At 48.8% G+C, this 14,659-nt stretch carries 10 protein-coding genes; 5 read left to right on the plus strand and 5 right to left on the minus strand.

Annotated elements, in window-relative coordinates:
- The first annotated feature begins 24 nt into the window (after positions 1-24).
- From AC1XUF_RS07435 to AC1XUF_RS07445, 3 genes are all read left to right on the plus strand, one after another.
- The gene (locus AC1XUF_RS07435; RefSeq protein WP_483341049.1) at positions 25-4,377 is read left to right on the plus strand and encodes a CusA/CzcA family heavy metal efflux RND transporter; all 4,353 of its coding nucleotides are present in this window, start codon (positions 25-27) and stop codon (positions 4,375-4,377) included.
- Positions 4,378-4,388: 11 nt separating this feature from the next.
- On the plus strand, positions 4,389-5,537 hold the full coding sequence (locus tag AC1XUF_RS07440) for an efflux RND transporter periplasmic adaptor subunit (protein ID WP_483341050.1): 1,149 nt from the start codon (positions 4,389-4,391) through the stop codon (positions 5,535-5,537).
- A 124-nt stretch (positions 5,538-5,661) separates the two neighbouring features.
- Positions 5,662-6,084, plus strand: a complete 423-nt coding sequence (locus AC1XUF_RS07445) for a hypothetical protein (protein ID WP_483341051.1) — start codon at positions 5,662-5,664, stop codon at positions 6,082-6,084.
- 8 nt (positions 6,085-6,092) lie between these two features.
- Here AC1XUF_RS07445 and AC1XUF_RS07450 read toward each other — a convergent pair whose 3' ends face one another.
- From AC1XUF_RS07450 to AC1XUF_RS07470, 5 genes are all read right to left on the minus strand, one after another.
- Positions 6,093-7,523, minus strand: coding sequence for a PQQ-dependent sugar dehydrogenase (locus AC1XUF_RS07450; protein ID WP_483341052.1), 1,431 nt, complete (start codon positions 7,521-7,523; stop codon positions 6,093-6,095).
- Between the two features lie 35 nt (positions 7,524-7,558).
- Entirely contained in the window at positions 7,559-7,969 is a 411-nt protein-coding gene (locus AC1XUF_RS07455; protein WP_483341053.1) for a hypothetical protein, read from the minus strand.
- 157 nt (positions 7,970-8,126) lie between these two features.
- On the minus strand, positions 8,127-8,636 hold the full coding sequence (locus tag AC1XUF_RS07460) for a DUF6265 family protein (protein ID WP_483341054.1): 510 nt from the start codon (positions 8,634-8,636) through the stop codon (positions 8,127-8,129).
- Between the two features lie 12 nt (positions 8,637-8,648).
- Positions 8,649-9,254: a GNAT family N-acetyltransferase gene (locus AC1XUF_RS07465; protein ID WP_483341055.1), complete on the minus strand. Its 606-nt coding sequence runs from the start codon at positions 9,252-9,254 to the stop codon at positions 8,649-8,651.
- Positions 9,254-9,412: a hypothetical protein gene (locus AC1XUF_RS07470; protein WP_483341056.1), complete on the minus strand. Its 159-nt coding sequence runs from the start codon at positions 9,410-9,412 to the stop codon at positions 9,254-9,256. The genes AC1XUF_RS07465 and AC1XUF_RS07470 overlap by 1 nt, the downstream gene beginning before the upstream one ends.
- Positions 9,413-9,608: 196 nt before the next feature.
- On the opposite strand from AC1XUF_RS07470, the gene AC1XUF_RS07475 reads away from it, so the two are divergent.
- Positions 9,609-12,068, plus strand: coding sequence for an outer membrane beta-barrel protein (locus AC1XUF_RS07475; RefSeq protein ID WP_483341057.1), 2,460 nt, complete (start codon positions 9,609-9,611; stop codon positions 12,066-12,068).
- 127 nt (positions 12,069-12,195) lie between these two features.
- Complete coding sequence (locus AC1XUF_RS07480; RefSeq protein ID WP_483341058.1) at positions 12,196-14,583, plus strand: ABC transporter permease; 2,388 nt, start codon at positions 12,196-12,198, stop codon at positions 14,581-14,583.
- The last annotated feature ends 76 nt before the right edge of the window (positions 14,584-14,659 follow it).

The raw sequence follows: 14,659 nt of genomic DNA on the forward strand, positions 1-14,659 counted from the left end.
TATGTATTTATTTATAAATAAGTTATGCTCAATAAAATCATCCTGTTTTCAGTCAGGAACAAACTGATTGTTGGCATATTCATGATGCTGTGGGTGATCTACGGTATCTATGAAGTGACCCAGCTCCCGATAGATGCCGTCCCCGATATTACCAATAACCAGGTCCAGGTGATCACCACTGCCCCCGCACTGGGAGCCGAAGATGTGGAGCGTCTCATTACTTTTCCGATCGAACAGGCGATCAGCAACATTCCGGGCCTGAAAGAAAGCCGCAGCATGTCGCGGTTCGGGCTTTCGCTGATCAGCATTGTTTTCGAAGATGGCTCCGATGTGTACTGGGCCAGGCAGCAGGTAACCGAGCGGCTGGCCCAGGTGGAGATGAACGAAAACGCCGATACGCCTGAACTCGCGCCGGTTACGACTGGATTGGGTGAAATTTACCAGTATGTGATCAAGCCGAAAGACGGTTATGAAAAAAAATATTCGCTGGCCGATCTCCGCACGACGCAGGATTGGATCGTACGCAGACAATTACTGGGCACCGCGGGCGTAGCCGATGTCTCCACTTTCGGGGGCGACCTGAAACAATATGAAGTGGCTGTTAACCCCGCCAGCCTGAAATCGCTTAACCTTTCGATCAGCGATGTGTTTACCGCATTGAGCCGCAACAACCAGAATACCGGCGGCGCATACATTGAAAAGGGGCCTTCGGTGCTCTATATACGCAGTGTCGGCCTGGCCGGCTCGATGGACGATATCAATCACATTGTTGTCAAAACCAGCACGAACGGGACGCCGGTGCTGATCAGCCACGTAGCCGAAGTCCGCATAGGTTCAGCCATCCGCTACGGGGCGCTGGCCATGGCGGGGAAGGGCGAACTTTCGGGTGGAATTGTGATGATGCTGAAAGGCGGGAATTCTTCAGAAGTGATCAAAAATGTGAAGAACCGCATTGCAGAGATCGAGAAAACGCTGCCAGAAGGCCTAACCATCGAGCCATTTCTCGACCGGACCAAAATGGTAAATAATGCCATCGGAACGGTGGAGCATAACCTCCTCGAGGGCGCGCTCATTGTGGTTATTGTCCTCGTTTTGTTCCTGGGTAACCTGCGGGCAGGGCTGATTGTGGCTTCGGTGATCCCGCTGTCCATGCTTTTTGCGATTGCGATGATGAACATCTTTGGCGTGAGCGGTAATCTGATGAGCCTGGGCGCGCTGGACTTCGGGCTGATCGTGGATGGCGCGGTGATCATCGTAGAGGCGATCCTTCACCATTTGCATTTCTCCAAAAGGTATGCGGCTGTCAACCAGATCTCACAGGATGAAATGGACAGCGAAGTGTCCGGCTCGGCCTCCCGGATGATGAACGCGGCTGTTTTTGGTCAGATCATCATTCTCATTGTGTACCTGCCGATCCTTTCGCTGTCAGGCATTGAGGGAAAAATGTTCAAGCCCATGGCACAAACGGTTGCGTTCGCGATCCTGGGCGCATTCATTTTATCCCTGACTTACGTGCCGATGATCAGCTCGATGTTGCTCAGCAAAAAGATTTCGCACACCCCCAATTTCTCCGATCGTGTCATGCTAAGGCTGGAAAATGGTTATCAAAACTTGCTTTCCCGTGCTTTAAAATTCCGCAAAATGATGGTGCTTTCGGCATTTGCCTTGTTTGGGGTGGCTGTTTTCCTTTTCACCCAAATGGGCGGCGAGTTTATCCCGCAACTGGAAGAAGGTGATTTCGCGACCGAAACGCGACTACTGGTGGGTACCAATCTCACCACCACCATCGATGCCATCAACCGCATTTCGGAAAAATTGAAGCAGGATTATCCGGAAGTAGAAAAGGTAGTGTCCCGGATTGGCAGCGCCGAAATACCGACGGACCCCATGCCGATCGAAGGTGGGGATATGATCATTGTTTTAAAAGACAAATCGGAATGGACGAGTGCCAAAACTTTTCCGGAAATGGCCGGCAAAATGGCCGCTACGGCCCAGGAGGTAGTCCCCGGGGTCACCACAGGATTTCAGTATCCGGTACAGATGCGTTTCAACGAACTCATGACCGGCGCCAAACAGGATGTGGTTTGCAAGATTTTCGGGGAAGACCTTGGCAAGCTGGCTGCCTATGCAGAACAATTGGGAAATATCTCCAAAACGGTAAAAGGCACGGCAGATTGGTATATCGAAAAGGTTACCGGGATGCCGCAGATCGTGATCGAGTTCAACCGGGGCGAAATTGCCAAATATGGTCTCAATATTGACGAAGTAAACCGCACCATCAATGCGGCATTTGCGGGGGCCGCCGCCGGGCAGATCTACGAAGGCGAGAAAAAATTCGACCTTGTCGTCAGGGTCGGCAGTGAGGGCCGGAAGAATATCAATGACGTGCAGAACCTGCTGATATCAACTCCCTCCGGCATCCAGATCCCACTTTATCAGGTAGCCAGCATCCGGGAGATCGAGGGGCCGAACCAGATCCAGCGCGAAAACACCCGCCGCAGGATCATTGTCGGGTTCAATGTAAGAGGCCGGGATGTTCAGTCGATCGTGGAAGAATTGCAGGGGAAAGTGGATGCCAAAATGAAGTTCGATGCCGGGTATAGCGTTACTTATGGGGGCGCTTTTGAAAATCTGCAACAGGCCAAAGCCAGGCTGGGCGTCGCAGTGCCGGTAGCGTTGCTGCTGATCTTTATCATGCTTTATTTTGCTTTTTCATCGGTTAAAGACGGTGCACTGATTTACACGGCGATCCCCTTATCCGCCATTGGAGGCGTGTTTGCATTGGCATTGCGCGGGATGCCATTCAGTATCTCGGCCGGAGTGGGTTTCATTGCGCTCTTCGGGGTGGCAGTTTTGAATGGGATTGTTTTGCTGTCTGAATTTAACCGGATCAGGAAAGAAGGCGTGATCACCGACGCCTGGCAGCTCGTCATGACCGGCACACGTAACCGGCTTCGTCCGGTATTGATGACTGCCGCTGTTGCCTCGCTTGGGTTTTTACCGATGGCCTTGAGTAACGGGGCCGGTGCGGAAGTACAGCGACCACTCGCCACCGTAGTGATTGGCGGACTCATTACCGCGACCCTGCTTACCCTGTTTGTACTTCCGGCTCTTTATCTTTTGGTTGAAAGGAAGGTAAAAGTGAACAAGGCGGTCGCCGCACTTTTTCTGATCATTATCGCCGTGAATCAAAGCAATGCGCAATCTCAGAATGCCATTACGTTGGAAAACGCGATTAAAATTGCGTTGGAAAAGAACCTTCAGACCCAAAGTTCAAGGCTGAATGAAATGGCGAAAGAACGATTGAAATCCACTGCCTACGATCTTTCAAAGACCAATGTCACAGCGGATTACGGGCGATTCAACAGCATCAACCACGATACACGTTTCGCGATCAGCCAGACGTTCAGTTTCCCGTCGGTTTACTCCAATCAAAAAAATGTGCTGCATGCCAATCTCCTGGCCGCACGGGCACAAACCAAGGTGACCGAACAGGATATACGGGCTGGTGTCAGGCAACTTTTTTACCAATATGCAGTCCTGTCTGAACAGAAAAAGCTGCTGACCTATGCCGACAGCATTTACCGGTTCTTTGAGGAAAAGTCAAACCTGCGTTTCGAAAAAGGGGCTGCAAATGTGCTGGAAAAAACGGCCGCCCAGTCCCATCGGCAACAGATCAACAATCAGCTCAGTCTGCTCAGCAGGGACCTTGAAATCGTGATCAGCCAATTCAATTTTCTGATTCAGGACGGCCAGCTTTATTATCCGTTGATTGATGATCCCAAAATTTCCAATACACTTACGTTCGCCGATACCGCCGTGGCGCATCTGCCTCTGGCGGAACTAGCCTTCCACGAGCAAAATGCGGCGCAGTTCCGCTGGAAAGCGGAGAAATCAAAGCTTCTGCCGGATCTGACCCTCGGCTATAACAATCAAAGCCTGATTGGCCCGCAGACTGTCGGCGGCCAGGAATTATTTTACAAAAGCGGCGACCGGTTCAGCTACCTCAATGCCGGGGTCGCGATCCCGCTGTTCTTCAAAGCACAGTCTGCCCGGGCCAATGCGGCCAAACTGGAATGGGAAAAGAGCCGCAAACAAACCGATCAGATCGCCTTGCAGCTCAAAACCGAATCGGCCAATGCGTTCAGTCAGGTCCGGAAATACCTCGAAAGTCTGGAATACTACGAAAAAGAGGCGCTCAAAAACGCGGATCTGATTATAACTACGGCCGATCACCAATTTCAGGAAGGCGAAATCGACTATTTGCAATGGGTGATCCTGGTGAACCAGGCGATTACGATCAAAAGCGGGTACATCGGGATGCTTGGCAGCTATAACGAGGCAGTGATCCAATTATTAAAGTTGAAAAATCTATAAAGACATCAAAAATGAGAGCGTATAACCTATTATTGCTGAGCCTGTTGTTGCTGACAGCATGCGGAAAAGAGCAAAAAGAAGAATCGTCCGAAACGGCAAAAAAAGCCGATTCGACGCAAATCGCGCAAACGGTTTCCTTCAATTCCGGACAGCTCAAAAGCGTCGGTATCGAAGTGGGCACCCCCACTTTGGAAAATATCAGCGGCGTACTCACACTGACCGGAAAGATTGACGTACCTCCACAGAGCACTGTAAGCCTGAGCTTCCCTCTCGGCGGCTACCTGAAATCGACGAAAATGCTGCCGGGGATGCACGTCAGAAAAGGTCAGGTGCTGGCCGAATTGGAGGACATGCAGTTTATCCAGTTGCAGCAGGATTACCTCACAGCCAAAGAAAAATTCGCTCTGGCCGAAACCGAATACACCCGGCAGCGTGACCTGAACGCCAGCAAAGCCAGCAGTGATAAAGTGTTGCAACAGGCCAGGTCAGAAATGGAAACGCAGCGGATCCTGATGAGTGCTCTGGGACAAAAATTGGAAGTGATCGGTATCGCGCCCGTAAAATTGAAAGCCGATAACATTTCCAAAAGTGTTTCCATTGTTTCTCCGATCAATGGTTTTGTGTCGAAAGTGAATGTGAACGTGGGCAAGTACACGTCGCCAACCGATATGTTGTTCGAGCTCGTGGACCCGGGCGATATCCACTTGGCGCTGAATGTCTTTGAAAAAGACCTGGCGGCATTGTCGGTCGGGCAGCACGTGGTGGCCTACACCAATAGCGACCCAGGAAAGAAATTCGAGGCCGAAATTATTTTGATCAGTAAAAACCTGGACCAGGACCGGATGGCCGAGGTGCATTGTCATTTTGAAAAATACGATCCTGCTCTGGTTCCCGGCATGTTTATCAATGGAGAAGTTTCCGTCCGTAACAAAAAAGCGCTTACAGTGCCGGAAGAAGCCGTAGTGAGATGGGAAAATAAGTTTTTTGTGTTCACCGACAGCGGTAACGGCCATTTTGAAATGGAGGAAGTGACGCCCGGCGCAATCAGCAATGGCAGGCAGCAGATTGAAGGAAAGGATATTCGCTCGGATACCAGGCTGGTGGTTAAAAATGCCTACGCGGTGTTGATGAAAATCATGAATACCGATGATGAAAGCTGAGGGCCGGGCACCGGAACGTTTTCAAACTTTGCTAGCAACCCGGCAGGCTTCTTGTCCGTATTAGGAGATGGAAGCCCATTTGGGTTCCGACATCATCATACCACTTTTATTCCCCGACAAATCTATGAAAACAAGATCCTTTTTGCTGTTCGTTTTCTTTTTTTCAACCCTGAGCCTGCTCAGCTCCTGTTCGAGCGACGACAATGTCAGTCCCGATGTCACAAATGGCACGCCGGGTACGGGCTGGAAAGTTTCTTCGTTCACAGAGCCTCAAGAAGATAAAACCAATGACTTCAACGGATACCTGTTGGAATTTGCAGAAAATGGTGTCCTTCATCTTTCTGGAAATGGACAAACCATTTCAGGGACCTGGAAACAATTTCAAAATGACGGTCTAACCAAATTCCAGATCAACCTCAATACGACGGATAGTAAAATTTCGAAATTAAACCACGACTGGGTTATCGTGACAAAAACGGACAAGCTCATTTCTCTGAAAGATGACAATGCAGCGAGCAACGAGCTATTGCAATTCTCAAAAAACTAAAAACTGCATTAATGCTGGCTGACAGACTTTCTTTTGTTCAAAATAAAGTCTGTCAGCTTTTCAATATCCTCTTTTACAATAGCGCCTTTCCAGGCGGGCATCCCTTTGTCAGTGATCCCATTGGTGATGTTATTCAAAATTGCGGCACGGTCGGAACCATAGAAAAGTTCCGTCCCTATCAACCCCTTGGCCCGCTGCGTACCTTCCAGATTGTTCCCATGGCAGCTGCCGCATAATTGCTTCACGAGCATTTCGGGACCGGTATTGCCCGAGACAACCAGGCTACCGGCTGCCGCACTCATTGCCATAAGCGGCAGTTTTACATTTTTACCCGAAGGCCGCATGCGCAGCACCATATCAAACGGGGGGCCGCCCTGCCCTTCCGCGGGATCAACCTGTGATGTTGAAAAATAGATATTCCCATCCGGCCCCGTAACGAGCGACCTGATCCGGCCATACTGTTTTTTCAAAAAGACCTGCTGACTGAGGATGCTATCCTTCACTGGTTGCAAAACCAAAATCGATTCGCCCCTGAGGCAAGCCACCAGCAGCTTCCCCTGCAATTCCGGGAACTGCTTTCCCGTATAAAACATCGCCTCCGACGGCCCGATAGACGGTGTGTATTGCACAAGTGGCGAAACCATGCCCTCTTTTTTATCCTGGTGATGCACCCCCGGCCACCCATAATTCTGGCCCTTTTGGATCCGGTTGACCTCGTCCCCTCCGGTCGGCCCGTGCTCCGAACTGTACAGTTGATGGGTACCGGGCTGAAATGCCAGCCCCTGCGGATTGCGATGGCCGTACGACCATATTTCTTTTTTTGCCGAATCTACTTTTACAAAAGGATTGTCCGCAGGAATGGAGCCATCGTCATTTACCCTCAGTATCTTACCGTTATATGCTTTCAGATCCTGCGACAAGGCAGGCTGGTCGGCGTCACCGGTTGATACATACAGCTTCTTGTCCGGCCCGAATACCAGACGGCAGCCCGTGTGGTTGCGATTGGCCGGTATGTTTTCAAAAATGATCTTCGGTACTGTAAGCGAGTCATGATCAAAGTGGTAACGTACCACACGCAGTTTCATCGCATTGTTCTGCGTATAATTATGGGCGAGATAAATGTATCTGTTCTTACCAAAATCGGGGTGTATGCACATGCCCAGCAAACCCGATTTATTGTTCAGAGGTAAGTTTGGAAAAACGGCAACCGGCTTTTCCAGTAATTTCCCGTCGCGGTAAATCCGCAAACGCCCTTCCCTTTCCGTGAAAAGCATGGTACCGTCGGGCAGGAAAACGATCTGCCAGGGCACGACCAGGTTACTCGCCAGGGTGTCAATTACAAATCCCTGAACCGGGTGAAAAGAATGCGTTGGTTTATTCTCTGGAATAATTAATACAACGGCCATCCAAATGAAAACCAAACCTGCCTGAATTTTCATAGGATCTGCTGTTTAAATTTTGAGGCCGGTCAATTTCACTGAAAAGGATTTAACCCCTGCAAGAGCTGGGCTCCGGTAATTTCGTGAGAATCAATATGTCCATTGATACTTCCTTTGAATTGCAAGGCAGCCAGCCGGTCGTCGGCGCGGTATAAAAAAGAGATCAGTGCCCGTGGCTGACCGATATTGAAAGCTTTGGACCCAACAGTAGGGTACGCATCAACCAATCGCTTCAGCACTTCCCAGTCCCTGAATTCCAGGCATTTGAGTGTATACCTGAGATCGTCTCCGTCCCAGTTCAGGTACAACAGGAAGCGTTCTCGGGGTTTGATTTCAAAATAAAAATTAAACCGTGGGTGAGTAGCAAAAGCGCTTGAAAGCATCAGCTCCGAAGATTCCGGAAAATACGATCTGATCTCTTTACGCAAATAATTCAATGCATCCATTCTGGTCTGTTAAGGTTCAGGGTTTGGCACACAGCCTGAACAAATATATCAATGCCGGTTTACAATTTCAATTGTAAAACAACTTGTTTGACGTCAAAAAAGCCTTTTTTTGATAAGATAGGAGTTTTTTGAAGAAGCTCGTCCGATTGCGCAACCGTTACTGCAATTTTCGCATTTTGAACTTCTGGGACTTAAGTTGTCCGTTCACGATTCCGGAGGTCACCGCATACAGCGAATCCCCGCCAATCCGGGTATAACTGATCTGTTGGGGAAAATCATGTTCCGGATTTTCAAATACCATTTCAACCGGCGACACCGACTTTGATCTGAAGCTGACCGGCTTCCCGTTGTTCTGGTCAGCCACCGTAGGGATATAAAAAAGACTCTCATTCTTTTGTATCAATTGAACACGCTCAAAAACCAAGGTATCGCCGCCCTTAACCGAATAACTTTTACCGGCAAATTCGGCGTCGCCCACTTTCTTCCAGGTTTCAAAAACGAGGCCTCTCTTTGTGGTGGTTTCCCAGGTGCCGAGCAGCCATTGCAGATGAACAATGGAGGGCTTTACGATGGGCTCGCTTTGTTTCTGCTGGGCGAACAGGGTGCAGGACGTTGTGAAGATTGCCAGGACAGTCAGGCAAGTTGCTGAGAATACTTTGTGTTTCATGACCGTAAATTCCTATTTAGCACTTGTGTTTTCAGGCATCTCTTTTGCAATCCTGATTTCTTCAAGAACAGCCTTGATATCAAAATACATAGTCCTGTAATTTCCTGCCGGTGGCAACTGCTCTGCCGGTTGCGTATACCGGAATCCAAATTGAGCATAATATCCGGACACGTCATAATCAGAATCTACATCATACAAGGCATCGACTGTGACAAACCTAATCCCAACCCTGTTTACCAAATCTTGGGTAATGTACTTTATGGCCCAGTCCAGCAGTCTTTTCCCGGCACCCTTTGCTCTCTTGTCGGCTGCCAGCCATCCTATTTTTATCGCAGGAAAGGTGGTATAGCCAACTCCCTCATTCTTCAAAACAGGTGTTTCCATCGTAAGCTTGTCTGCCATCAAAGTGATGTAACCGGCGATCTTCTCGTCGTGTGCAACAATCCAGCATTTACTTGTTAATGCCTTACATTCAGTTTTGATTTTGTTCCCTTTCAAATAGGTAGCAAAATCATTTCTTAAACACTTAAAACCCTGGCCCAGGTTCTCCAGGTCAGGGTTTAGCTCGGTCACTTCGTGTTTGGAGAAGTTCAGGCCTTCAAATCGTGGTTGCGACATTACCTACCCTCTTCTTGTAGTATCTGTTGGGCAATTCTTTTGGCGGTTGCAATCGCCTTTTCATTTGCAACGTAACCTCCTGTTCTCATCGCTTTGGATAGGATTTTGGCTTCCTTTCCAACTACAGGTTTGGAAATTGTATTCCCGGTGTACTTCATGATGTTTGATATATTAAGTGTATGAATGGCAATCTCCTATCTATTCGGGTCGCATACAATCTTGATGCGAACTATAAATATCCAAAAAAAAAGCATTTGGTCAAAATTCCTGTACCAGTCATCCCTTCCATTTCTTCTAATCGCCTACCCCGTGTTCTTTTGAATCATCAATATCAATCAAAAGAACCATTTCGCCATGAGACTTCTTCGCATCAGCCTGATAATGGGGCTAATAACCAATTACGCATTTGGCCAAATCACCGGCAAACTTCAGACAAAAGATGGCCAGCCTGTCCTCTTCGCCAATGTGCTCCTGATGAATCCTGCCGACAGTTCACTGGTGAAGGGCGCTGTATCTGATGAAACCGGAGCCTATACGATTGAAAAGACCAATCCGGGCACCTATTTTCTGAGAGCTACCGCCGTCGGTTACAAAACCTTTGACTCCCCCTCTTTTGCAATCGCGCCCAATGAAAGCGGCAAAAATCTGGGTGAAAGCATTCTGGAGGAGGACATCCAGACCATGGGCGAAGTGGTCGTAAAAGGGCAGAAGCCTTTATACCAGCAGGAAATCGACCGCACCGTCGTGAACGTAGAGAGCAGCATCATGTCAAAAGGAAGCTCAGCATTGCAAGTCCTCGAACGCTCACCGGGCGTATTTGTGGATATGCGCAACAGCAGCATTGCGCTGAACGGGAAAAGCAGCGTGCTCGTGATGCTCAACGGCAAGCTGATGCGCCTGCCCATGTCGCAACTCGTAGCTATGCTGAACAGCATGAGTGCCAACGACATTGAGAAAATAGAACTGATCACAACGCCGCCGTCGAAATATGATGCCGAAGGATCGGCGGGGATGATCAATATCGTACTCAAAAAACGGGAAGACTTGGGCACAACCGGCTCCGCGTCAGTTACCGCTGGCTACGGCTGGGCCGAAAAAGGTGCTGCCAATGCCAGTATTTCACGCAATACCGGCAAACTGAGCGTGTATGGCTCCTACTCATTTTTGCATGATCACTTTAAAGACGGCTGGGAAGCAAAAGGTACCCAAAATATGCCTTCGTTTGGGGGAAATCTTTACGTGGAAGCAGGAAGTACACAAATAGCAAAATCGGACAACCACCATGCAACTGCGGGCTTGTCTCTAGACCTGGGCAAAACGACGCTGGGTGCGAATGTTACTTTCAACAGCAACCGCACGAACCGCCACCTTTATAACCACGGTTCCTATGCGATCGCAGACACCGATTCGCTGCTTGTGATGCGGGCCGAGGTGTTGGGCACAGGCAGGTGGAACAATACGATCACCAACTTATTCTTCGAAAAACGGATGAATGATGGAGAAAAACTCAACATAGACCTCGACTACCTGGCCTACAACAGCCGCAGCCCGACCGAAGGCTACACCACTTTTTACGACGGTGCCGGGAATGAAGCTATCCCCAACGGCAGCATATTTTCCAACCGCCAGAGTGGTATCGCCCGCTCGCCCATCCAGGTAGGCGTTTTCAAGATGGATTATTCGCGGCAGTTGGGAATGAAAGCCCGGCTCGAAGCCGGCGTAAAAGGCACACATACCACCAGTTCGGCCCTATCGCGGATATTGAACCAGGTTCATGGCGAATGGGTGGGCAGTTCGAGGTACACCAATGATACCAAAATGCAGGAAAACATCGGGGCGGGCTACACTTCTGTAAATGTCGCATTCAATCCTAAGCTGAATCTCGTCGCAGGACTGCGGTACGAATATGCATACACGCATGCGGATGCCGACAAAGAGGAAAACAAGATCGACCGGCGGCTGGGTAAGCTATTCCCGAGTGTTTTCCTGTCCAGGAAATTCAACGAACGGTCCGAAATCCAGCTTTCCTATACCAAAAGGATTACACGGCCTTCGTTCAATGACCTTTCGTCCTACCTGCTTTATAACGACCCGATGTCGGTTTCCACAGGCAATCCATCTCTCCGTCCGACGATTACCAATAATTTGAAGTTCGGCTATCACTACCTGGGTTACTCGTTTTCGGTCACGGCCTCGCGGGACAAAAACCCCATTGTGCTGTACCAGCAGGCCGAGACCGCCGCACAGGACCTTATGTACCAGGCACCGCAAAATATGGCTTATCAAAACAACCTTTCATTGCAGGCCAACCTTCCTTTTTCCATTACCAGCTGGTGGAATGTCTCCCTGACAGGCATTGCGAGCATCCGCCGGTTCAAGCTGGAACATACCCGCGAGAAGCTCGAAAAAACATATACAGCCTACAATTTTAACGGTAACCAAACCTTTTCCCTGCCACGCAACTTCACTTTCGAGATCTCGGGCTGGTACAATTCCTTTACTTACGAAGGTTCCAAGAAAATCAAACAGTTGGGCATGCTGAATGCGGGTTTGAAAAAGGAGCTGAAAAACAATGGCGGAAGCTTCCAGCTGGCGGTTACGGATGTTTTCAAATCCATGCGGGTCCACGGCAATTTCGGCGGACTTACCCGCGAAGCTTTTGACCTGACCGCAAATTTTACCTACAAAGCCGAGTCTGCCCGCACCAGGATCGTAAAACTGACTTATTCACGTTCTTTCGGAAATAACAAGGTAAAAGGCCAGGCCTCACGAGGTACCTCGAAGGATGAAAATGAAAGGATCAGGAAAAACTAGCGGACAGATTTGTTCAAAATCGGACGAATTAAATACGTAAGTCTTTTAATATCAATTCGTTAGAATCAAAAATTAGACAGGCATGATAATTTGGTTATTTTGCAGCGAAGCAAATCAACCAATTCTCATGCTGCAAAACTACTTCAAGATCGCCTGGCGCAACCTGCTGAGGAGCAAGACATACAGTATCCTGATCTTAGCGGGCTTATCCTGCGGTATAACCTGTGCGATTGTACTGGGCCTTTATGTGAATGATGAATTGAGCTTTGACAAGTACCATCGAAATGCGGACCGTATTTACAGGTTAAATCTAGACATCAAATGGGCCGGCAATGAATACAATATGGCTACCGCCGCAACGCCGTTCGCCCCTGCTTTGCAGCAGGAATACCCCGAAATCCAGAAAACGTTAAGGGTGAAAACCGGCGGGCAGATTTTCAGAAGTGGCGAAAATGCGGTCAATGTGAAGGAAATGATTTATGCCGACTCATCCTTGTTTGGTTTTTTTGACTACGATTTCATCGAAGGCAATGCAGCAAATGCTTTAACCGGCACCAATAACGTAGTGCTGACCCAAAAGCTCGCCAATGTATTATTTGGTAAAAGTTCAGGCCTCCTTGGCAAAACAGTTCTTGTGAAAGATAGTGTCCCGTTTACAGTCGCTGCCGTCATCAAAGATCTCCCCGGCAACCACCATCTCAAATTTGACGCGGTCCTGCCCTATTTTAACTACAAGATAAATATGGTAAGGCCTGACAACTGGGAGAACTTCAATACATTGACTTATCTCATGCTCAATGACGCTTCCACAGCCCGAAAACTGGAAAGCAAGATGCCAGCTTTCTATAAGAAATACATTGCGAAAACAGTTGGTGACGAAGGTGATCAAAAAGTAACATTCAAAGTCTTTTTCCAGCCGCTCAGCGAGATTCACCTCCACTCTTCGCATCTGCTTGGCGAGGAAAATGGAAGTACGATGCGCTACATATATACTATTTCGATCATCGGCTTTTTTATTCTCCTGATCGCCATTGTGAATTACATCAACCTCGCTACCGCCCGAGCAACCGGACGTGCCCGCGAGATCGGTGTCAGGAAGGCAGCAGGATCACAACGTTTTCAGCTCATCGCGCAATTTCTGGCCGAGTCGGTGTTAATATCTTTTCTAGCCATGTCGGCTGGTCTTCTGCTCCTGTATTTATTGCTGCCATTTTTTAATTCCGTGGCCGATAAAACGTTGGTATTGGACCTGTTCAGTCTCAAAACTGCCGGATTGTTTGTTGCATTAACACTTGCGGTAGGCTTCGTCAGCGGGCTTTATCCGGCATTCATTTTATCAAAATTCAATCCGGCAATCGTACTCAAAGGTTCTATTGCATCCACAGCTCAAGGAGCATTGCTGAGAAAATCATTGGTAGTGCTGCAATTCTCTATTTCCATGATCATGATCGTCGGGACGATTGTGGTGTACCAGCAACTACAATATATGAGTAATAAAGAACTGGGATTTAACCAGCAGCAGGTAATCAACATTTCGCTGAGTTCACCGTCTTCGCAGCAACATGCCAAAGCATTGAAAGATAAGTTACTCCAAAATCCGCTGATCCGACATGTGAGCCTGACGGACGGCACCATCGGGGGTGATTTGAACAACCAGTCCACCTTTTCATTTTATAAAAAAGGGACCGAGATACCGGTCAGTGCTGAATATTTTAATGTGGATGAAGACTATCTGAACGTCCTGCAAATGCATGTAAGAGAGGGTCGTAACTTTTCAGCCGTACTGGATAATGATTCTTCGGACGCCGTACTGGTGAACCAGGCCATGCTGAGACGATTGGGCTGGAAAACCCGCACGGCCGGGCTCATCGAACTCGATACCCGAAAGGTGGAAATTACCGGCGTCATCAGCGATTTCCATTTACGCTCGCTGCACAACCAGATCGAGCCGCTTGTGATGGTCTTGAAAAAACAGCGGGCCGACCAGCTACTCATCAGAATTCAGGAACAGCATATGCAGAAGTCTTTGGCTTATATCAAAGGCGTTTTTGCCCAAATAAATCCGGGCCAGCCATTTGAATACAACTTCCTGGACCAATCGTTTGCTAACCAATACAAATCCGACGAACGCAGGGGTACCTTATTTATGACTTTTTCGTGCATCGCGATATTTATCGCCTGCACCGGTTTATTTGGCCTGACTACCTTCACCGCACAGCAGCGCACCAGAGAAATAGGTGTCCGCAAGGTGCTGGGTGCCTCAGTTGCGAGCGTGATAACGCTGTTATCTGCTGATTTTCTGAAACTTGTGATGATCTCGATCATTATTGCCGCACCGATCGGCTGGTATCTGATGCATACCTGGCTCCAAAGCTTTGCCTATAAAATCAGCATGGCATGGTGGGTGTTCGCGCTAGCCGGGATGCTGTCCATCCTGATTGCACTGCTCACAGTCAGTTTCCAAAGTATCAGGGCAGCCTTGATGAATCCTGTGAAGAGCTTGCGGACGGATTAACTCCTAACGCATCAGCTTCAGCCAAACCGGCATATCTCGATGGCTCAGGTTTCCCCAGGCATAAGAAAGCACCAAC

The sequence above is a fragment of the Dyadobacter sp. HNCC25DJ185 genome, assembly GCF_056895195.1.